The sequence below is a fragment of the Desulfonauticus sp. genome (genome assembly GCF_055126295.1).
The window spans coordinates 102,136-121,921 of record NZ_JBSRHE010000005.1 but is presented as its reverse complement, the minus strand read 5'-3'; the positions used below and the strand labels follow the sequence as shown (position 1 = coordinate 121,921).

Genomic DNA, 19,786 nt, shown 5'->3' with positions numbered 1-19,786 from the left:
TAATATGGTTTTAATAATTAATACCCCTAGCCAAAAAGAACCAAGGCCTTTTACCTTGATTCTGCACGCTGCTTATTACCAGCGCATCTTTCTCCTTGTCAAGGAGAAAGTGAAATTTATCCCAAACTCAAATTAAGAGGGCAAAGTATACACTTTACCCTCTTAATAGCAACAACTATTTCATAGGATCGCCGCTAGCGGCCTTTTGCATTTTGATCTCTACCTTTTCAGTCAAACCTTCATAGTATTCACGCAAGATAGCCAATACTTCATCTCTTCCAAAGTGATCAGGAACGGGCTGACCTTCGGAAAGGGCCTTACGTAACTTGGTACCACTTAAGATTACCCTGTCTTCCTTAGAATGAGGACAGGTTCTAAGAGAAGCCATACCATCACACTTGTAGCAGTAGAAGGTCCAGTCAATCTTAAGAGGCTTACAGATCAAAGCCTTACCTGGCTCTTCAGGATAAGGAATGCGATCAAAAATCTCTTGAGCCTCAAAAAGACCATAAAAGTCACCAACACCAGCGTGGTCACGACCAATAATCATGCGAGAGATGCCATAGTTTTGACGAAAAGTAGCATGAAGCAATGCCTCTCTGGGACCGGCATAGCGCATATCCAAGGGATAGCCAGCCTGTACTACATTTTCCTTTACAAAATAGTGCTCAATAAGAGTATCAATACATTTAATACGAACTTCAGCAGGAATATCTCCAGGTTTTAACTTACCAATAAGGGAGTGAATAACTACACCATCACAAACTTCAATGGCAATCTTGGCCAAAAACTCGTGAGAACGGTGCATGGGGTTTCTAAGCTGTAAAGCAGCAACCTCTTTCCACCCTCTCTTTTCCAACTCAGCCCTCATTTCAGCAGGACGCATATAAACGCCTTTAAACTTAGTGGGGAACTCGCCTTCACTGAGAACCTTTACAGGACCAGCAAGACAGACATCCTTTTCAGCCATTACCATCTGAACACCAGGATGATCTTCCAAGGCTACTTTCCAGAACTTATCATCAGCACTGTCTTCGCCTTGGCCCTTATAGACCATCTCACATTCCCACTTTTTATCAGCCTCGGTTTTCTCCCACTTTTCTGTAACCTTTAAAGTAGCTACAATTTCATTATTATTCTCAGGATCTACCAAAGCAACTTCATCCCCTTCATTAATCTCAGCAGCATCTTCCTTAGTTACAGAAAAAGTTACAGGCACAGGCCAAAAAGTGCCATCAGCAAGCAAGAAGTTTTCACAAACACCCTTCCAATCAGCACGAGTCATAAAACCTTCCAAAGGACTGAAACCACCAGTACCAATCATGATAAGATCGCCCTTCTCACGACTGGTAACAGGAACCTTCTTCATGGACTCGGCTCTTTTTAACTCTTCAGCCCTAGCCTCTCCTTCCAACAAGCGGATTACTAACCCCTTACCGCCATGGGGTGGAACAAGATTAGACATTAGCTGTTTCCTCCTTCCTTGTTTTTTCCCAGCTTCCGCCAGATTGTGAATTTGTGCACACAACACTTACTCACTTCTAAAAAAAGTTGCAAGTCTTTTTTTTCACAATCACTACATCTTTAAAAAAGAGCAAAACCTATCTACACCCCCTAAATTCTGTTGTCAAGAATAAAAGTTCTTTTTTTCACAATATAAAGATTAAATAAATTAAATAGTTAAACAACAAAATACCTTTTTCTACTTCTTTGTCTCAAAAAATATTGTGATTTTTTTAACTAGGACCACAATTCAAATCACTCCTAACCCTAAGTTCACCTTAAGGCTAAAACTAAGATTAGTTTCCCAAGCCAAAGAAAATTCTTTTTTCCTCAATTTTACAATCAATTATCACCTATCCTCAAAAGTTAACCCAAACAGATAAACATAAACAAAATCTTCTCACTAAAAAACGCTCTTTCACTTTAATAAGGTTGCACTATCTTTTTTGCTTATGAAAGTGAAAGCAAAAACCCCCCCCAAAGTGAAATTTTTCACATTTTTTCTTGACAAAAAATACAAAGCTACTAATTCTATTCCAAACACCTAACTACCTGTTTTAATGAAATTAAAATAAATAATGAGGAGGTGCAGCAAATGTCTAGTTTGATCATTGAAAGGCCCTTACCTCATGGCGGCAGACTTGTGGAAAGGGTAGTTAGAGACAAGGAAGCTGCCAAAAAAATGATCAAAGGTTGTCCCACTTATGACATTAAGCCCACTCTTCATTATGAAACTGGCGTGCCAGTGCGCAATGTTTACCGCGAAATCATGTCCATTTGTTATGGATTTTTCAGTCCTGTAGAAGGTTCCATGAAACAGGCTGAAGTGGAGCGTATTTTAAAAGAACGCAGGCTCTTAAACGAATGGATTTTCCCCTATCCCCTGGTCTTTGATATTAGCAAAGAAGACTACAAAAAATTGGGAGTGGGGTCTGGAGACCGCTTGGTTTTAAATCTCAAAGGCAAACCCTTTGCCATTTTGGATATTGAAGAGGTCTGGGAAATAGACAATCCAGAAGAGCTAGCACACAAAACCTTTGGTACTCCTGAAGATAACCCCGAAGTAGTAAGAGAGCGCTTCAATAAAAAACATCCAGGCTGGGTCATTTACCGCAGCTTAAATCCCATTGTCCTGGCTGGAAAATATACCATTATCAATGAACCTAAAATGCGTCCTCCTTTTGACCGTTTCTGGTTTCCACCCAGAAAATGTAGAGAAGAGTTTGACAAAAGGGGCTGGCGTACAGTTATCAACCATCAGACCAGAAATGTCCCCCATGTAGGGCACGAGTTCTTAATGAAAAACGCTGCCTATACTGGCGATGTGGAACCCTGTCATGGCATCTTGGTCAATGCCATTATCGGAGTAAAGAGAAGAGGAGATTATCCTGACGAAGCCATTGTAGAAGGTCACGAAGCAGTCAACCTGGGCGGTTACATTAAACCAGAAAGGCATTTACCCACCATTTGTCTCTGGGATATGCGTTATGGTAACCCCTTAGAATCTCTCTTGCACGGAATTATTCGCCAGAACATGGGTTGTACTCATCATATGTTTGGTCGTGACCACGCTGCTGTAGGTGAATATTATGATAAGTGGTCCACCCAAATTTTATGGACCAAGGGAATCCCCAGTTTTGGTTTCCCCAAACCTCCCACTGATGTTCCTTATGGTTTAAGCATTAGACCTCAAAATATGAGGGAGTTCTCCTACTGCCCCACCTGTAAAGAAATGGCTTACAGTGAAACTTGTGGGCACAAGCGCGAAAAGTTGAGTGGAAGTTTCTTAAGAGGCATGGTGGCTGAAGGCGTACAACCTCCTGCTATTATTATGAGGCCAGAAGTATACAAAGCTATTGTAAAATGGTGGAAACACTTCAACTATCCCTTCTGTAATGAAAAATATGTAATTAACAAGGAAAAAGAATTAGAAGTAGATTTGGAGGACCTTTAAACCAAGCTAGGAGGAGGTTTAAAATGGCCTATTTTATGGTAGTACTTTTAGATGATAATCGCTTTGCCAAAATAAAAGGTACAGAATTGGAAGAAAAGGTACAATATATGTTTGGTGGAGAACTGCGTTGTTTAAATGTAGAAGTATCTGAAGAAATGAAAGACAAAATTCTTCAGGAATTTGATACTGCCCGCATTGACTCCAGGGGAGCAATTACAGATGTACCTGTTGCCTTTTTAAGGGAATTATTCAATCAAGTAGCTGAGAAGAAAAGCTTAGGCTCAGAGGTAATTGAAGCTGTTTTAGCTAAATCCAGCGAGATAAAAGAATTGGCAGCCAAGGAATCTGAATACCTGCCTGCTCCAGAAATATAAAAAATTTAAAAAGGAGAGGGCCTTTAAACCCTCTCCTTTTATTTTCCCTTTAACCACTCTTTTTATCTTCCTCAAAAAGATAATAGATACGCTCAGAATTCTTCTTGGCAGCATACATGGCCTGGTCTGCCTTTTCCAAAAGAGTGGCTAAGTCTTTTCCTTGCTCCGGGAAAAGGCTTATCCCCATGCTTACAGAAAGCTTTATCTCATCCTGTTGCCAGTAAATTGGTTCTTCTAGTTCCATGGCTATCTTGTTTATCACCACTTTTACATCTTCATCTTTTTTTAACCCTGGAGCCATAAGGACAAATTCATCCCCACCCAACCTGGCCACCAAATCACCCCTGCGGAGGGTTTTCTTTAATCTTTTAGCTAAGTTTTCCAGAACAAAATCTCCGGCCTGGTGGCCATAGACATCATTTATTAATTTAAAGTCATCTAAATCTAAATAAATTAAAGCCACCACTTCTTCCCTGTCTTCTGCCTGCTGTAAAATATTTTTCCCCTGGCGTAAAAAATAAAGCCTATTGGGAAGACCAGTCAAAGCATCATGAAAGGCCAGGTAAGTTAATTTTTCCTGCCTTAGTTTCTTGGCAGTAATATCTTTGGCCAAGATGCTAACAATCTTTTTCCCTGCCAGCTCAATAACATAGGCACTTACATCCACATAAAAGACCTTACCCTCTTTATTCTTGTAAGGCCTTTCTCCTAATAAGTTCTTTTCTTTCTTGAAAGTGGCTAAAATCGCATCCACTTCTTCCCTGGTATTATCCACCAAATCATATACAGTTAACCTCTGTATCTCTTCATCAGTATAACCAAAATAGTTTTTAAAGGCATTATTATACTTAATTATTTTCTTGGTCTCCAAATCGTAAAGAAATATGATATCTGTGCTTTGATTTACTATTGCAGAATAAAGCTTTAGATTCTCCATAAACCCTAAGGAATTGTCTTCTAACCTGCCAATCATTTTATTAATATTATTTATCAAAGGAATAAGTTCTTGTTCATAGCGAGAGACATTTAATCTTCTTTTTAAATCCTGAAGAGAATTTATAGTGGAAAGTTCGCTATTTATCTTATTAAGAAAATTAAAAACTATATTTTTAATTTTTGAACTAAGGAAAAATAAAAGCACACAATTTATACTTAAAATAACAACAAATAGCTTATATAATATTTCTTTGGCCTGAATAATGTCTTCATTTAAATCTTTTAAACTAAAAACCAGAGACTTATTACCCAAGATATCTTCTTTTAACCAATAAAAGTAAAAATATTTATCATTTAATTCAAGATATTTACCTTTATCCGTTAGCTTAGAAAAAAAGGATTTATTCTTTACCTCTTCTTTTGCCAGATAGCTAAATTCAACTCCTGTAATATTTATAAGTTGTTTTATCTTTTCTTCACTAAAACTGCGAAATAAAATAAGATGGTATTTATTCGTTTCTCCAACTAAAGGAACTACTACAACTTCTCCTCCTCCACATTCCCTGGCACAAAAACCTTTGGATACTTCCTTTTTCCTGGCTAGCAAAACTCTTCCATGCTTTTGTAAGTAGGAAAGCAACCTATTTTTTGAACTTAAGACAACACTTTTTACAACCTCGCCCTGTTCATTTAAAAAAGCCAAGCCGTGCATGTGTACACTTTTTAAGATATTGGTTGCCTGGGTAGAAAACTTTTGTCCGGGTAAAGTTAGAAGAAAATGGGCCTGCTTGGAGTTAATTAAAAATTGGGCAAAGCAGGCTACCTGCTCCAGGTCTTGAGCCAAGCTGGCATTGACTCTGGCCTGTTTTGCCAGTACATTTTTTTCTTCTTCTTTTTTTAACTTTTGCTCTAAAAAAAAGGAAAAAATAAAGTAAAACAACAAATTAAAAATAAAAAAAGCAAGTAAAAAATTCAGTCCTATCTTTTTATTTAAAGATAGCAAAGAGTTATCCTCTCGTTGTTCTTTTTTTGCAAGTAACTTAAATAATTCTTAAAGGAAAGACAAGATGTTTCAAAAAGTTTTTTTAAAGCCCAAAGAAGAAAAAAGAATCCTCAAAGGCCACTTGTGGGTCTTCAGCAATGAAATAGATACTCAAAGACATTCTCTAAAAAGCTTTTCTCCAGGAGAAATTGTCCACATCTTTTCTTCTAAAAATGATTTTGTAGGCACAGGGTTTATAAATCCCAACAGTTTAATTTGTATAAGAATACTTAGTAGAAAAAAAATAAAAAATTTAGAAGAATTAAAAGAAATAATAAAAAGTAAAATTTATTTAGCCTTAGAACTTAGAGAAAATTTATTTTCTAAACCTTATTACAGATTGGTCTTTGGAGAAAGTGATTATTTGCCAGGACTTATTATAGATAGATTTGAGCAAACCTTTGTCTTACAAATAAATTCCTTTGGAATGGAAAAAATAACCTCGCTTATTTTAGATAACATTCTGGAAATTTTTCCTACTGCTTCTATCATTTTAAAAAATGATTCCAAAGCTAGAAAAATGGAAAATTTGCCTTTAGAAGTAAAGGTTATCGGTGCAAAACAAGAAACCCAAACTGTCCTGGAAAACGATTTAGAATTTTCCTTTCCTTTACTTAAAGGACAAAAAACCGGTTGGTTTTTTGACCAGAGGGAAAATAGGTTGCTAATAAAAACAATTTCCAGAGGCAAAAAAGTCCTGGATATATTTTCCTATGTAGGTTCTTTTAGTTTAAATGCACTTGCAGGTGGGGCCAGAGAAGTTGTTGCCCTGGATAGGTCCAGCGAAGCACTAGCCTATCTAAAATTAAATGCCCAAAGATATGGTTTTCAGGTAAAAGCCATAAAAGGAGAGGCCTTCAATAGTTTACAAAGGTTAGCAAGTGAAGGGGAAAAATTTGATTTGATTATTTTAGACCCTCCAGCCCTTATTCCCAGTAAACCTGCCTACAAACAGGGCGTAAAGGCTTACCTGCGTTATAATCAACTGGCTTTAAGCCTGCTCGCTAAAAAGGGCTTTTTTTATACTGCTTCTTGTTCCTATCATCTAAGCCTTGAAGAACTTCAGAAAATAGTTAAAGAAGCGGCATATAAAGTTCACAAAAAAGTAAAAATCCTTAAGTATTGTTTTCAAGGGCCAGATCATCCCCTTCACCCCTTTATGCCTGAGACCTTGTATTTAAAGGGACTATTTTGCTATGTGGAATAAAAGGAGTTTAAAATGAAAAACTGGGAAAAGGTAAAGGAATTGGTTTTGGAAGCTGGTGAGATTGTTAAAAGAAACTGGCTTAAGCCTCGCGAAATCAACTTTAAGGGAGAGATTGACTTAGTAACCAATACAGACCTGGAAGTGGAAAAATTTTTGACCTGGAATTTAAAACAACTTTTTCCTCAGGCCTCTTTTTTGGCAGAAGAAAGCGCTCTTCACCTTACCCTGGGAGAAGAAACTTTTATCCTGGACCCTTTAGACGGCACTACCAATTTTGCCCATGGTTTTCCCTTTGTGGCCATTTCCCTGGCTTATGCCTATCAAAAAGAGATTGTGGCTTCCTTTTTGTATCTGCCTATTTTAAACGAACTCTTTTTGGCTCAAAAAGGTGAAGGGGCTTTTTTAAATGAAAAGCCTATATCTGTCTCTAAAGAAAGGGATTTAAACAAAAGCCTTATTGCCACAGGCTTTCCCTATTCCATCAGGCAAGAAGTAGATGAAGTCCTAAGCTGGATGAAAAAAATACTTCTCCACACCCAGGGGCTAAGGAGGGCAGGAGCTGCTGCTATTGATTTAGCTTATGTAGCTTGTGGCAGGTTTGAAGGTTTTTATGAAGTGGGCTTAAAACCCTGGGATACTGCTGCAGGCTGGCTTTTGGTAGAAGAAGCAGGAGGCAAAGTTTCTACCTTTGCCAATAAACCCTATGAACTGGGGCATAGAGAAATTTTAGCCACTAATGGCCTCATTCACTCAGACTTAAGTAAGTTGCTTACTTCTTGATTTTTTTAATTGACAAAAAGCACAAGAAAATATAAAAGGCATACCTCTTTACGGGAAGTGGCGCAGCCTGGTAGCGCACCTGCCTTGGGAGCAGGGGGTCGCTGGTTCAAATCCAGTCTTCCCGACCAGACAGTAAGGCCCTTTTTTAAAGGGCCTTTTCTTTTTTTATCTCCTTTTTTATTTCCTTGATTTCCTCAAGAAGCTTTTCTTTACAAGTGGGGCATACTCCATGGGTAAATTTGGTATGGGTATGTTTGCTAAAATATTCTTCTACCCGTTCCCAATAACCCTTATCTGTTCTTATTTTTTTACAATAGGCACAAATGGGAATAACCTCTCTTAATTCAGCTACTTCTTCCCAGGCTTTTTGTAATTGTTCCTTTTGTTTTTTTAGTTTCTGATTCATTCTAACTAAAAATACCAAAAGAAGAACCACCCAAACCATGGCTACTATTAGCCATTCATCCAATTCCCAGGACTCATGTTTTTGAGAAAACCGTAGAAATCGCTCCAAAATATCATACTTAGAAGAAACCAGAAAAGTAATTATCCCGGTGAGAATAAATAAAAGAATCTCTTTGGCTAAAAATTTAAGCTTAAATATTCCACGCTGTTTAGCTGAAAACTTATCCTTTTCTGGCATATATTTTAATGTCCCTTTGCTTTTTCCCTGGGCAATAAGCAAAAACACCAACAAAAAACAAGTAGGATTTTTAAAGGGAGATAAACTCCATTTCTGGTACTTCTTGTTCCCAGGAAACTAAAGCCAGGGTACCATTAAAGGCAAGACTACCTGGATTTAGCAAATAGGTCTGCTTAACCTTCTTCCACAAAGGAGTATGGGTGTGACCAAAACAGATTAGATTGGTATCTGGAGGAAAAAGTGGGAGTAGATCTTCTGGGTTTCTACCCAGGTTGGACACTCCATAACCATGGATAATCCCTATTTTTTTATTCTGGTGGCAAACTACCTTTTTTTCTTCTAAGCTAAAAAAATCACAATTTCCCTTTATCCCCACAAAATTGGGAAAACTATTTAAGTAGTGATAAATTTCTTCTCCTGTATAATCCCCGCAGTGAATAAGCAAATCACAATCCTGCAGAAACTTTTCCACTATTTGCACAAAATCCGCAGAAACCTGATAGAGATGAGTATCTGAAATAACCCCTATTTTCATTTTTCTATTCCTGTTTTTTCCAGTCTATAGCGCAATTGTCTAAGATTTAACCCCAGCAAGCTAGCTGCTTCACTTTTACTTGCAGTGCGCTGTAAGGCAACCAACAAGATTTCTTTTTCCTTCTGGAGCAAATAGTCATCCAGGCTAATCTTACCTGCCAGCACCTCTTCCACTTCCATTTTCCTTTGATTCTCGTATTCATAAACAATTAAAGAACTGGCTTGAATAAATTCTGTGCTTTCAAGGGCCACTGCTCTTTCCACTATGTTTTCCAGTTCTCTAACATTACCAGGATAATTATAGCTTTTTATCTTTTCTAAGGCCTCAGGAGTAAAACCTTGAATATTCTTCTTCTGCTCCTTTACTGCTCGTTGCAGGAAATACTCAGCCAGCAAAACCACATCCTCTTCCCGTTCTCTTAAAGGAGGTAAGTTGATAATAACTCCACTTAACCTATAAAATAGGTCTTCTCGAAAATCTCCCTGGGCTACCATTTCCAGGATATTTTGATTGGTGGCAGCAATAAAACGAACATCCAGTTTTCGCTCTTCGCTACTTCCCAGGGGACGAAAGGTCTTTTCCTGTAAACATCTAAGGAGCTTTACCTGTACCCCAGGAGCTAACTCTCCCACTTCATCTAAAAAAACAGTCCCACCCTGGGCTTCTTCTAAAAGTCCCTTTCGGGCCCTATCTGCTCCAGTAAACGCCCCCTTTTTATAGCCAAAAAGCTCACTTTCAATAAGGGTATCTGGAAGCCCGCCGCAATTTATAGGCACAAAGGGTGCCTTTTGACGGGGACTGGCTTCATGAATGGCCCTGGCCACAATTTCTTTGCCTGTACCTGACTCTCCAGTAATTAAAATATTGATGTTGGTGGGGCTAACCCTTTCTATAAGCTTAAAAACCTCCTGCATCTTGGCACATTGGCCAATAATGCGGCCAAAGTAACCTTTGACTTTGTTTTTAAGTAAGATATTTTCTCTGCGTAATCTTTTTTCCTCTAAAATTCGCTCTATGGAAAAGAAAAGCTCGGTCAGGTCAAAGGGTTTGGGTAAATAGTCCACTGCCCCCAGTTTTATGGCTTCTACTGCACTCTGAGTTTCAGCAAAGGCCGTTATCATCAACACAGGTAGTTCTGGATAAACCTTTTTAATCTCTTTTAAGACCTCCAGGCCACTTTCCTGCCCAAGCTTCAGGTCTAATAAGACAATATCTATGGGATACTCGTTTAAGTGTTCCCAGGCTTCTTTACTATCAGCAGCCAGGTAAACCAGCCATTTCTTTTTTTTACAGGCTATTTCCAGCACTTCCCTTAAACTGGGGTCGTCATCTACCACCAGAATTCTGGCCATTTATTTATCCTCATAGACAAGTTTGCCTTCTAAAAAATGATACTTTACCTTGCCCCTTAAAGTCTGCCCCCAAAAAGGAGTATTTTTTCCTTTAGAATACATGGTCTTTTCACTTACTACCCATTTTTTACTTTCATCTACCAGGATAAAATCAGCCCTATCACCCGGTTTAAAGGAATTAAAATTCAAATTAAACAAAGTTGCAGGTGTTTCTGCCCAAAGCCTTATAAGGTCTTGCTCTTGAAGTTGCCCCTGTCTTTTTAGTTCCAGACTCAAAGCCAGGGCTGTGTCCAGACCAGAAATACCATTGGGAGCCTGAGCCAGAGGCACTTCCTTTTCAAAGTCAGCATGAGGCGCATGATCAGTAACCAGAATATCAATAACTCCTGTTCTTAACGCAGCCAATAAGGCCTGCCTATCTTCTTCTGTGCGTAAAGGAGGATTGACCTTGGCCAGGGTATTGTAATCTGCCAAAATCTCTTCAGTAAGGAGCAAATAGTGTGGACAGGTCTCAGCACTTACGGGAATACCTTTTTCCTTGGCCCAGGCAATTAACTCGACAGATTCCTTACAACTGATGTGCGCTAAGTGCAGAGGAATATCCAGATAAGCAGCCAAAAGAATGTCCCTGGCCACCTGCAAACTCTCAGCTACCGTAGGAATACCCTTTAGTCCCAGGTAAGAAGACATTTTTCCTTCATTTATAACGCCAGCTTCACTTAAATCAGGGTCCTCACAGTGATCAATTACCAGAAGCCCAAGGTCATGGGCATATTCCACACAGCGCCTAAAAAGTTCATTGTTTTTTACAGGCAAACCATCATTGGAAAAGGCTTTACACCCTGCTTGAGCCAGTTCCCCTAAGGGAGCCATTTCCTCTCCCTGTAAGCCCCTGGTAAGCGCACCCACCGGATGCAAAGACGGCCCTGAGGGATAAAGTTCTCTGGCCCGAGTGAGCATAAACTCGGTCACACTGGCCTTATCATTTACGGGATTGGTATTGGCCATAGCCAAAACCTGGCCAAAGCCACCAGCTAAAGCTGCCTTTAACCCGCTTTCAATATCTTCCTTATATTCAAAACCAGGCTCTCTTAAATGCACATGGGCATCAATAAAACTGGGGAAAAGGGTACATCCCTGCCCATCAAAAACCGGTACTCCTTCTATGCTTAAATCCTTAAAGGAAAGCTCTGCAATCTTACCCTCTTTTATACCTAAAAATACCCTTTGGCCCAAAAATTTAATATTGTTAATTACTAAATCAAAATTCATAACCTTTCTCTCCTTAGGCGCCCACTAAATAAAGATACAACAAGGCCATTCTTACTGCCACCCCAGAGTGCACTTGCTCTAAAATGAGGCTTTCCTGACTATCGGCAAGCTCAGAATTTATTTCCACCCCTCTGTTCATAGGACCAGGATGCATGACCTTTGCTCCAGGTCTGGCTAGTTTTAAATGCTTCAGGCCTAAACCATAACGCCAGCTATATTCCCTTAAATCTGGCAACAGCCCCTTTTCCTGACGCTCCAGTTGTAAACGCAAACAAATAATAAGATCTACTCCTTTTACAGCCTCCTCTAAAGAAGAGTAGACCTTTACCGGCCAGGTATCCACCCTGGGAGGCAAAAGGGTCCTGGGAGCACAAAGCCTAACCCTGGCACCCAGCTTGGTAAAAAGTTTTACATCAGATCTGGCTACCCTACTATGAGCAATATCTCCCACAATCAAAATCTCTCTTCCTGCCAACTCCCCCCATTCTTCTTTTAGGGTAAAACCGTCCAAAAGAGCCTGAGTGGGATGGGCGTGCCAACCATCTCCAGCATTAATCACAGAACAATTAAGCTTGCTGGCAATAAATGCAGCTGCGCCACTAAACTGGTGCCTAATCACTATACAATCTGGCCGCATGGCCTGCAAAGTCAAAACCGTGTCCTTTAAGCTTTCTCCTTTTAACAGGCTACTTCCACTCTTACTTAAAGAAAAGGTATCTGCAGATAACCTTTTTCCAGCTATATCAAAAGAAACCCTGGTCCTGGTGGAAGGCTCAGCAAAAAACAACACCACAGATTTACCCTTTAAGGTGGGAACCTTTTTTACCGGCCTGTTATTTATTTCTTTAAAATTCCTGGCCAGCTCAAATATATGCTCAATCTCTTCTTTTTCCAGTTGATCCACATCCAGCAAATGCTTATGTCTCCAGTGCATAAAAACTTGACTCCTTTGGGTTAAAAGTTAAAAGTCGAGCTTTGCTTAAATCTTTTAGGAAATAACTTAATTTATCTCAAATGAAAAGAACAAATTCCCATCCAGCCAAACCAGGCCTGAAGGTCATTAGCCTGGGCTGCCCGAAAAACCTGGTGGACACTGAAAAAATCCTGGGTGCTCTGGCCACACATTTTGTCCTGGTGGAAGAGTTAAACCAGGCTCAACTGGTCCTTATCAATACCTGCTCTTTTATCCAGCCAGCCATTGAAGAGTCTCTAGAAAATATTTGCGAGGTAATTGCCAGCACTAGACATCTATCTCCAAAACCCAAAATAGTGCTTACTGGTTGTCTGGTTAATCGCTATTTTCAGGAAATAAAACAGGAATTTCCTGAAGTAGATTTAATCCTTCCCATTGCAGAACAAAAAAATATTTATCATCATTTAAAAACTTTTTTCCCCGAGCTTAGAACCAGTCAGCAAAGATTAATCACAACTCCTGCTTATGCCTATCTCAAAATAAGTGAAGGCTGTAATAATAGATGTTCTTTTTGCACCATACCCAGGATTAGAGGAAAACTTAAATCTGTTCCTCAAGAATTAGTACTTCAAGAAGCAAAAGAATTAGAAAAAGCAAAAATAAAAGAAGTGGTGATTGTTGCCCAGGATAGTACGTCCTATGGAAAGGATCTGGGCTATAAAGATGGACTTATTACTCTTTTACACAAATTAAGTGAGTTTGATTTTCAATGGATACGCTTGCTCTACCTATATCCTTCAGGAATAGATAAAAATTTACTGCAAATCATAAAAAACAATCCCAAAATCTTACCCTATTTTGACTTACCCTTACAGCATTCTCATCCGGATATTCTCCAGCAAATGGGAAGACCTTTTAAAAAAGACCCTCAGCTAATTATTAACCAAATTAGAGAGATTTTGCCTCAAGCCAGTCTTAGAACTACTTTTATCGTGGGATTCCCAGGAGAAACCAGCAAACACTTTGAACATCTGGTCCATTTTGTAGAAAAAAATAGGTTTAATCACCTGGGTGTATTTACCTTTTTTAAAGAAGAGGGCACACGGGCAGCTAAATTAGAAAGGCAAGTAAGTGCTCAGGAAAAAATAAAAAGAAAGCAAATTATAATGCAATTACAAAGTAAAATCAGTGCTCAAATCCTAAAACAATGGGAAGGTAAAAGTTTAGAGGTTATTATTGATAGGAAAAATCCGGAATGGCCTACCCTTTTTGAAGGTAGAGCCTGGTTTCAGGCTCCAGAAATAGATGGTCTTACTTACGTAAGTGGAGAAAATATAAAAGTGGGAGAATTTTACCAGGCTCAAATAGAGGAAACTAAAGTCTATGATTTGGTGGGATTGGTTTAATTCTTTTAATTGTCTAAGCAAATTAAAAATATTTATTTATTTAAATTAGTAGTTGTCTTTTAGGTCTGTCTTTGCTAGAAGGCCTAGAATATATCGTTTGTGTAGGGGGTTTTTTTATGATGAGTTCCAATGACATGGTCAACAAAAATCAAGACATGGAGGTGAATTTTGAAGCAGAGCTAGAAAAGTATCTCAACTTTGACTTTGATGAATTCCAGGAAGGAAGTATCATCAGTGGCAAAGTGGTCAAAATCACTCCTGAATTTGTCCTGGTGGATGTCAATTACAAGTCAGAAGGACAAATTCCTGTTGCCGAATTTATGGATGTAGACGGCAACTTAACCGTAAAGGAAGGAGATGAGGTTGAGGTCTTATTAATCCGCAAAAATGATGTGGAAGGAAGCATTTATCTTTCTTACGAAAGGGCACGCAAAGCCCATGTATTAGACAGCCTGGAACAAGCCTTTGAAAAAGGAGAAAGTGTTCGGGGCAAAATCATCAAACGCATCAAGGGCGGGTATCAAGTTGATTTGGGTGGTTTAATTGCTTTCTTACCCGGCTCTCATGTGGATTTAAGACCTGTTCCTGATATGAATGCTCTGGTTGGCCAAAGCTTTGATTTCAAAATCGTAAAAATCAACCGTCGCAGAAGCAATGTCATTGTTTCCAGACGGATTCTTTTAGAAGAAGAAAGAAACCAAGCAAAAGAAAAGCTTTTAAACACCTTGTCTGAAGGCGATCTCGTCAAGGGTAAGGTGAAAAATATAACCGACTATGGCGTATTTATTGACTTAGGTGGTCTGGATGGGCTCTTGCACATCACAGACATGTCCTGGAAAAGATTGAAACATCCTAAGGAAATGGTCTCCTTGGGAGATGAACTGGAATTAAAGATTTTAAGTTTTGATAAGGAAGAACAAAAGGTTTCTCTGGGTTTAAAACAGCTTACTCCCAACCCCTGGGAAAATATTGAAGAAAAATATCCTCTGGGCACCAAACTAAAGGGTGTGGTAACCAGTCTTACCGAGTATGGAGCCTTTGTGGAACTGGAAGATGGTGTGGAAGGCTTGGTCCATGTCACTGAAATGTCCTGGACCAGAAAGCTCAAACATCCTTCCCAGATGGTCAAAGAAGGCGATGAAGTGGAAGTGGTGGTTTTGGACCTGGACAAAGAGAAAAAACGCCTTTCTCTGGGTATGAAACAGGTCTATCCCAACCCTTGGGATATTGTGGCTGAAAAGTATCCAGAAGGCACTATCCTGGAAGCTCCCATTAAAAACATCACTGAATTTGGCCTTTTTATTGGTATAGAAGAGGGAATTGATGGTTTAATTCATGTTTCTGACCTTTCCTGGACCAAAAAAATCCGTCATCCTGGTGATCTCTACAAGGTTGGCGATGTGGTTAGGGCCAAAGTGCTTACTGTAGATAAGGAAAACCAAAAGTTCACCCTGGGAATTAAACAACTTACAGAAGACCCCTGGTTAAAAGTGCCTGAAAAATATCCCTCTGGCACCACTATTACTGGCACAGTGACCAATGTAACAGAATTTGGCCTTTTTGTAGAAGTGGAAGAAGGCATTGAAGGATTGGTACATGTTTCTGAACTAAGTACCAAAAAAGTCAAAGATCCCAGAGAAATCTACAAAGAAGGACAACAGGTTACAGCCAAGGTCTTAAATGCCAGTGCTGAAGAGCGCAGATTGGGACTGTCCATCAAACAATGGATGGAAGAAGAAGAGAAAAAAAGAGCTGAAGAACTAAAAAAGAAAAACCAGAACGCTGGTGGAAGCAACTTAGGGGAGATTTTAAGACAAAAACTAGAAGAGAATGAACAAAAGTCTTAAATTCAGTCAAAAACATCCCTTTCTCTTTGGTATTTTCCTGATTTTTATGGCCATGGTTCTAATAATTGGAGCCATGGCCTTTTTTACCTTTTCCTTTAATAAAAACAAATTAGCCTTTAACAAAGAAAAAATAGGCGTTGTTTACATAGAAGGCATTATTGCCAATCCCTTACCCATCCTGGATTGGATAAAAAAATTAAGCAAGGACTCAGAAATAAAGGGGATTTTAGTGAGAATAAATTCCCCTGGTGGCGTAGTAGGACCTTCTCAAGAAATCTATGAAGCCTTAAAGGAAGTATCCAAAAGCAAGATTATTGTAGCTTCTATGGGAGCAGTAGCTGCCTCTGGTGGTTATTATGTGTCTTTAGGAGCACACAAGATAGTAGCCAACCCTGGGACCCTTACTGGCAGCATTGGAGTAAAGGCCCAGCTTACCAATTTTCAAAAATTAATGGAAAAAATAGGCATAGAAGAAGAAACCATTACCAGTGGAAAATTAAAAAATGCAGGTACTCCCTTCAGGAAACTAAGTCCTGAAGAAAAAATATACTTTCAAGAACTGGTAAATGACCTTTACGAGCAATTTATCGGTGCAGTAGTAGAGAGTAGAAAATTGAGTAAAGAAGAAGTGCTAAAAATTGCTGATGGTAGAGCCCTTACTGGCAAACAGGCCCTGGCTCTGGGCTTAATCGACGAACTGGGAAATTTTAATCAAGCTCTGGAAATTTTAAAGGAAATGGCCGGGATAAAAAAAGAAGTAATTTTAGTAGAAGGACCACCTAAAGAAAAGAACTTTCTCTCTTCTGTTTTGGGTTCTTTAAATCTGAAATTAGACTCAGCCATCTTTGCTCCTACCTGGATTTTAAGCTATGAATAAAGAATTTTCCCAGAGATTATCCTCAACAGAAGCCTTAGAACTTGTACAAAAAGATATCCACTACCTAGGCCAACTGGCCTATGCTAAAAGAAAAGCCCTACACCAAAACAGGGCTTACTACATTTACAATCAACACCTAAATTACACCAATATCTGCAAAAACAAGTGTAAATTTTGTGCTTATTACAAAGATAAAACAGATAAAGACTCTTATACTTTTAGTATAGAAGATATAAAAAAAGAAATAAATAAAAGAATAAGGGAACCAATTAGAGAAATTCATATCGTAGGGGGCTTAAATCCTGACTTACCTCTTAGTTATTATGAAGAAATGCTTTCTACCATAAAAGAACTTCGTCCAGAAGCTGTAATAAAGGCTTTTACTGCTGTGGAAATACATTTTTTAGCTGAAAAACATCAGCTAAGTGAAGAAGAAGTTCTATTGAGACTAAAAAAGGCGGGTCTATCTATCTTGCCTGGTGGCGGAGCAGAAGTTTTTGCCGAAAAATTAAGAAAAAAGTTGTGCCCAGAAAAAATCTCTGGCCAAAAATGGCTGGAGATACACGCCAAAGCTCATAAACTGGGAATTTATACCAATTGCACCCTGCTTTTTGGACACATAGAAAGCTGGGAAGATAGGATTAAACACTTAGAAGTCTTACGCGACTTGCAAGACCAGACCCAGGGGTTTCTTTGCTTTATCCCTCTAGCTTATCAACCAGCTCACAATGAACTCAAGGCCCCAGGTCCAGATGGTATAGATTTTTTAAAAATGATTGCCCTATCTCGCCTGTTTTTGGATAATATTCCCCATATAAAAACATACTGGGCCTTTGCTGGCCTAAAACTCTCTCAAGTTGCCCTTTACTTTGGAGCAGATGATTTTGATGGAACCATTGTAGAAGAAAAGATTGGCCATGCTGCAGGCGCAGACACTCCTAAAGGTCTTACTGTAGAAGAATTAAAAACTTATATCAGACAGGCTGGATTTGAACCTGTAAATAGAAATTCTTTTTTTGAAGAAGTTAAAAATTAACCTTTTTTTACTTTAAACTTTTGTTTACAATTAACACATATCACTTCCTGGTCTTTATTTTTTATCTTTTGTTCATATCCACAAAAGGGACATTTAGTTACTTTTGTTAATTTTTTAAATACATTTATTACTGCTTGAAAAATAACACTCATCTTCACTCTCCTGGATAAAAACTTTTTTCATAAAAAAATATATTGACCCATAACTACTGTAAAAATTTTAAAGTTATTTAACTACCTATATCAGTTATTTTTTTAATTCTTACCTTCCTTTAACCTCAATTTCTTAAGTAATCAATCCAAAAACTATCTTGTTTTTATCCTCTCTTCTTCCTAAAACCTGTCCATATCTTGTTGACTTCTAACCCTATTTTGAGCTAAAAGGTTTTAATATCTTTTAGTGAGGAGGCCTAAAAATGCAAACCATTATAGAACTCTTGACCAATATGACCCACAGCACCACTGAAGGCAAATTTGGAGTAGCAGCAATCTTTATTTATTTCATCATTATCGTGGCTGTAGCTTGCTATAGGATAAAAGAAAATCTAAAGCACGAGCATCACTAATTGACAAAATCAATTTTTATCTCTCTATAGGGCCCTGTTTTTACCAGCTCAGGGCCTATTCCTATTTTTTCCCACTCTGTTTTTGCTTCTCCTTTGTACCCCCAAAAAAAACTCTCCAGCCTGGAAGGTAAATAGATGGTCTGGACCGTCCTGGAACTCCAGAATAAATACTCCTGCACATACATTCTAAAGGCCAGGGATTTTACCAGCAATCCCAAACTGGGGTGCCAGGGGCCTGCAAGAATATTTTCTAACAGTTCCTTTTCTGGAGTAAGGCCCACTCTAAGAATGGTAATTCCCTGTTCCCAAAGTTTTTTTACAGCCACAGCCAAAGCCAAAAGGGTTTTCTCAAGCTCCCAAGGCACAAATTTTCCCTGCCAATAGTACCTGGCTAGTAAAGTATCTTTTAAGACCAAACAGGGATATAGCCTAATGGTTTTAGGTCTTAGTTTTAGAGTCCAATCCAAATCTTCCCAAAAAATTGCTAAACTCTGTTTAAACATACCTGGCAAAAGCTGAAAACCATAATCTAAATTCTTTTCTTGCAACAAACTCAAAGCGCTTAAAATGTCTTTTAAACTATAAGACCTTTTATTGGCCTGTAACACCTCAGAGTTAAAACTTTGAATCCCCAGCTCCACCAAATCCACTTCTGCACTTGCCAGTAACTCTGCCACCTCATAGTTAACAAAATCTGGCCTGGTGGAAAGAGAAACAAAATCCACCCATCCCTCTTTCTTGAGTTTTCTTGCCTCACTCAAAATATAGGTTTGGAGTTCTAAACTAAGTCCGGTAAAAGTCCCTCCAAAAAAACCCAAACCAAAAACCTTCTTTTTTTGTTGCGCCTGCTTTTTTAGTTGCCTTAACTCTTTATTCACTAACAATTTTATATCATTGACTTTTTCTCTGCCTGTGCTAAGTTTTTGGTTACAAAACACACACCTCACCTTGCAGCCAGCAAAGGGAATAAACACTGGCCACAAGGATTTTTTTTTCTTGTTTAATTCTGGGCAGGGTAAAAGAAGAGAAGGTTTTTTCATTTTTAACTTGCCAAAAAAATAAAATTTAATTACCTCTATAAGTTAAAGTGATTTCTTTATAGTAAGAAGATTTAAGGAGATAGGCAAATGGAAAAATGTATCTTCTGTGAAATAGTAGCTGGAAATATCCCTTGCACCAAAATTTATGAAAGTGAAAACATCTTGGCTTTTTTAGACATAGCTCCAGTAAATCCTGGGCATACTCTGGTCATACCCAAACAGCACTATCCAACCCTCTTGGATTTGCCTCCAGCTTTGGGACAAGAACTTTTAGAAGCTCTGCAAAAGGTAGCTAAAGCTATAAAAGAAGGGCTACAGGCAGATGGAATCAACCTGGGAATGAACAATTACCGGGCAGCAGGTCAATTGGTGTTTCATGCCCACTTCCATCTTATCCCTCGTTATGAAAAGGACGGTCTAACTCTCTGGCCTCAGCAAAAATATGAAAGCGAAACCAAAATGCAAGAAATAGCTCAACAAATAATAAATAAGCTTTAAAAGGAG

19 protein-coding genes and 1 tRNA gene are annotated in these 19,786 nt (G+C 38.6%); 11 read left to right on the top strand and 9 right to left on the bottom strand.

The genetic code is table 11. The features are described from left to right. Positions 1 to 175: 175 nt before the first annotated feature. Entirely contained in the window at positions 176 to 1,465 is a 1,290-nt protein-coding gene (gene sat / locus ACTCIM_RS04860) for a sulfate adenylyltransferase (protein ID WP_464278471.1), read from the bottom strand. Between the two features lie 633 nt (positions 1,466 to 2,098). On the opposite strand from sat (ACTCIM_RS04860), the gene sat (ACTCIM_RS04855) reads away from it, so the two are divergent. Together sat (ACTCIM_RS04855) and ACTCIM_RS04850 are read left to right on the top strand one after the other, a co-directional pair. Then, the gene (sat, locus tag ACTCIM_RS04855; protein WP_029968108.1) at positions 2,099 to 3,457 is read left to right on the top strand and encodes a sulfate adenylyltransferase; all 1,359 of its coding nucleotides are present in this window, start codon (positions 2,099 to 2,101) and stop codon (positions 3,455 to 3,457) included. A gap of 23 nt (positions 3,458 to 3,480) precedes the next feature. Then, positions 3,481 to 3,831, top strand: coding sequence for a DUF6955 family protein (locus tag ACTCIM_RS04850; RefSeq protein WP_029968110.1), 351 nt, complete (start codon positions 3,481 to 3,483; stop codon positions 3,829 to 3,831). A 49-nt stretch (positions 3,832 to 3,880) separates the two neighbouring features. Here ACTCIM_RS04850 and ACTCIM_RS04845 read toward each other — a convergent pair whose 3' ends face one another. Next, entirely contained in the window at positions 3,881 to 5,770 is a 1,890-nt protein-coding gene (locus ACTCIM_RS04845; protein WP_472314152.1) for a diguanylate cyclase domain-containing protein, read from the bottom strand. A 64-nt stretch (positions 5,771 to 5,834) separates the two neighbouring features. On the opposite strand from ACTCIM_RS04845, the gene ACTCIM_RS04840 reads away from it, so the two are divergent. From ACTCIM_RS04840 to ACTCIM_RS04830, 3 genes are all read left to right on the top strand, one after another. After that, positions 5,835 to 7,016, top strand: coding sequence for a class I SAM-dependent rRNA methyltransferase (locus ACTCIM_RS04840; protein WP_464278474.1), 1,182 nt, complete (start codon positions 5,835 to 5,837; stop codon positions 7,014 to 7,016). Between the two features lie 12 nt (positions 7,017 to 7,028). Next, complete coding sequence (locus ACTCIM_RS04835) at positions 7,029 to 7,796, top strand: inositol monophosphatase family protein (protein ID WP_464278475.1); 768 nt, start codon at positions 7,029 to 7,031, stop codon at positions 7,794 to 7,796. A gap of 51 nt (positions 7,797 to 7,847) precedes the next feature. Then, positions 7,848 to 7,924: transfer RNA gene (locus ACTCIM_RS04830), tRNA-Pro, on the top strand. A 17-nt stretch (positions 7,925 to 7,941) separates the two neighbouring features. Here ACTCIM_RS04830 and ACTCIM_RS04825 read toward each other — a convergent pair. The 5 genes from ACTCIM_RS04825 to ACTCIM_RS04805 all read right to left on the bottom strand — a co-directional run bounded on the left by ACTCIM_RS04825 (position 7,942) and on the right by ACTCIM_RS04805 (position 12,532). After that, entirely contained in the window at positions 7,942 to 8,439 is a 498-nt protein-coding gene (locus tag ACTCIM_RS04825) for a hypothetical protein (protein ID WP_472314149.1), read from the bottom strand. A gap of 70 nt (positions 8,440 to 8,509) precedes the next feature. After that, on the bottom strand, positions 8,510 to 8,974 hold the full coding sequence (locus ACTCIM_RS04820) for a metallophosphoesterase family protein (RefSeq protein WP_472314147.1): 465 nt from the start codon (positions 8,972 to 8,974) through the stop codon (positions 8,510 to 8,512). After that, positions 8,971 to 10,326 (bottom strand): sigma-54-dependent transcriptional regulator, encoded by a 1,356-nt coding sequence (locus ACTCIM_RS04815; RefSeq protein WP_464278479.1) that lies wholly within the window; start codon positions 10,324 to 10,326, stop codon positions 8,971 to 8,973. The genes ACTCIM_RS04820 and ACTCIM_RS04815 overlap by 4 nt, the downstream gene beginning before the upstream one ends. Continuing rightward, on the bottom strand, positions 10,327 to 11,598 hold the full coding sequence (locus ACTCIM_RS04810; protein WP_464278480.1) for a dihydroorotase: 1,272 nt from the start codon (positions 11,596 to 11,598) through the stop codon (positions 10,327 to 10,329). A gap of 13 nt (positions 11,599 to 11,611) precedes the next feature. Beyond that, the gene (locus ACTCIM_RS04805) at positions 11,612 to 12,532 is read right to left on the bottom strand and encodes an aspartate carbamoyltransferase catalytic subunit (protein ID WP_472314145.1); all 921 of its coding nucleotides are present in this window, start codon (positions 12,530 to 12,532) and stop codon (positions 11,612 to 11,614) included. 80 nt (positions 12,533 to 12,612) lie between these two features. On the opposite strand from ACTCIM_RS04805, the gene rimO reads away from it, so the two are divergent. The 4 genes from rimO (at position 12,613) to mqnE (ending at position 17,677) form a co-directional block, all read left to right on the top strand. Continuing rightward, the gene (gene rimO, locus ACTCIM_RS04800; protein WP_472314143.1) at positions 12,613 to 13,917 is read left to right on the top strand and encodes a 30S ribosomal protein S12 methylthiotransferase RimO; all 1,305 of its coding nucleotides are present in this window, start codon (positions 12,613 to 12,615) and stop codon (positions 13,915 to 13,917) included. 116 nt (positions 13,918 to 14,033) lie between these two features. Beyond that, on the top strand, positions 14,034 to 15,764 hold the full coding sequence (locus ACTCIM_RS04795; protein ID WP_472314140.1) for a 30S ribosomal protein S1: 1,731 nt from the start codon (positions 14,034 to 14,036) through the stop codon (positions 15,762 to 15,764). Next, the gene (gene sppA / locus ACTCIM_RS04790; protein WP_464278483.1) at positions 15,748 to 16,641 is read left to right on the top strand and encodes a signal peptide peptidase SppA; all 894 of its coding nucleotides are present in this window, start codon (positions 15,748 to 15,750) and stop codon (positions 16,639 to 16,641) included. Before ACTCIM_RS04795 ends, sppA begins: the two co-directional genes overlap by 17 nt. Beyond that, positions 16,634 to 17,677, top strand: coding sequence for an aminofutalosine synthase MqnE (gene mqnE / locus ACTCIM_RS04785; RefSeq protein ID WP_472314138.1), 1,044 nt, complete (start codon positions 16,634 to 16,636; stop codon positions 17,675 to 17,677). Before sppA ends, mqnE begins: the two co-directional genes overlap by 8 nt. Here mqnE and ACTCIM_RS04780 read toward each other — a convergent pair. Continuing rightward, on the bottom strand, positions 17,674 to 17,829 hold the full coding sequence (locus tag ACTCIM_RS04780; RefSeq protein ID WP_464278485.1) for a hypothetical protein: 156 nt from the start codon (positions 17,827 to 17,829) through the stop codon (positions 17,674 to 17,676). The genes mqnE and ACTCIM_RS04780 overlap by 4 nt on opposite strands. A gap of 263 nt (positions 17,830 to 18,092) precedes the next feature. Between ACTCIM_RS04780 and ACTCIM_RS04775 the strand changes: the two genes are divergently transcribed. Then, a complete protein-coding gene (locus ACTCIM_RS04775; RefSeq protein WP_464278486.1) occupies positions 18,093 to 18,242 on the top strand; it encodes a hypothetical protein in 150 nt (49 codons plus the stop codon). Here ACTCIM_RS04775 and ACTCIM_RS04770 read toward each other — a convergent pair. Next, complete coding sequence (locus tag ACTCIM_RS04770) at positions 18,239 to 19,282, bottom strand: radical SAM protein (protein ID WP_472314135.1); 1,044 nt, start codon at positions 19,280 to 19,282, stop codon at positions 18,239 to 18,241. The genes ACTCIM_RS04775 and ACTCIM_RS04770 overlap by 4 nt on opposite strands. Positions 19,283 to 19,369: 87 nt before the next feature. Between ACTCIM_RS04770 and ACTCIM_RS04765 the strand changes: the two genes are divergently transcribed. Beyond that, positions 19,370 to 19,780 carry an HIT family protein gene (locus ACTCIM_RS04765; protein ID WP_464278487.1) on the top strand — a complete coding sequence of 137 codons (411 nt, stop codon included), beginning with the start codon at positions 19,370 to 19,372 and terminating at the stop codon, positions 19,778 to 19,780. Positions 19,781 to 19,786 lie beyond the last annotated feature (6 nt).

Bases quoted from the DNA above. Each gene is read 5' to 3' on its own strand.
- ACTCIM_RS04840 (WP_464278474.1), top strand. From the start codon at position 5,835: ATGTTTCAAAAAGTTTTTTTAAAGCCCAAAGAAGAAAAAAGAATCCTC.
- ACTCIM_RS04835 (WP_464278475.1), top strand. From the start codon at position 7,029: ATGAAAAACTGGGAAAAGGTAAAGGAATTGGTTTTGGAAGCTGGTGAG.
- sppA (WP_464278483.1), top strand. From the start codon at position 15,748: ATGAACAAAAGTCTTAAATTCAGTCAAAAACATCCCTTTCTCTTTGGT.
- ACTCIM_RS04820 (WP_472314147.1), bottom strand. From the start codon at position 8,974: ATGAAAATAGGGGTTATTTCAGATACTCATCTCTATCAGGTTTCTGCG.
- ACTCIM_RS04765 (WP_464278487.1), top strand. From the start codon at position 19,370: ATGGAAAAATGTATCTTCTGTGAAATAGTAGCTGGAAATATCCCTTGC.
- sat (WP_029968108.1), top strand. From the start codon at position 2,099: ATGTCTAGTTTGATCATTGAAAGGCCCTTACCTCATGGCGGCAGACTT.
- ACTCIM_RS04850 (WP_029968110.1), top strand. From the start codon at position 3,481: ATGGCCTATTTTATGGTAGTACTTTTAGATGATAATCGCTTTGCCAAA.
- ACTCIM_RS04825 (WP_472314149.1), bottom strand. From the start codon at position 8,439: ATGCCAGAAAAGGATAAGTTTTCAGCTAAACAGCGTGGAATATTTAAG.
- mqnE (WP_472314138.1), top strand. From the start codon at position 16,634: ATGAATAAAGAATTTTCCCAGAGATTATCCTCAACAGAAGCCTTAGAA.
- ACTCIM_RS04770 (WP_472314135.1), bottom strand. From the start codon at position 19,282: ATGAAAAAACCTTCTCTTCTTTTACCCTGCCCAGAATTAAACAAGAAA.
- ACTCIM_RS04805 (WP_472314145.1), bottom strand. From the start codon at position 12,532: ATGCACTGGAGACATAAGCATTTGCTGGATGTGGATCAACTGGAAAAA.
- ACTCIM_RS04815 (WP_464278479.1), bottom strand. From the start codon at position 10,326: ATGGCCAGAATTCTGGTGGTAGATGACGACCCCAGTTTAAGGGAAGTG.
- ACTCIM_RS04810 (WP_464278480.1), bottom strand. From the start codon at position 11,598: ATGAATTTTGATTTAGTAATTAACAATATTAAATTTTTGGGCCAAAGG.
- sat (WP_464278471.1), bottom strand. From the start codon at position 1,465: ATGTCTAATCTTGTTCCACCCCATGGCGGTAAGGGGTTAGTAATCCGC.
- ACTCIM_RS04780 (WP_464278485.1), bottom strand. From the start codon at position 17,829: ATGAGTGTTATTTTTCAAGCAGTAATAAATGTATTTAAAAAATTAACA.
- rimO (WP_472314143.1), top strand. From the start codon at position 12,613: ATGAAAAGAACAAATTCCCATCCAGCCAAACCAGGCCTGAAGGTCATT.
- ACTCIM_RS04775 (WP_464278486.1), top strand. From the start codon at position 18,093: ATGCAAACCATTATAGAACTCTTGACCAATATGACCCACAGCACCACT.
- ACTCIM_RS04795 (WP_472314140.1), top strand. From the start codon at position 14,034: ATGATGAGTTCCAATGACATGGTCAACAAAAATCAAGACATGGAGGTG.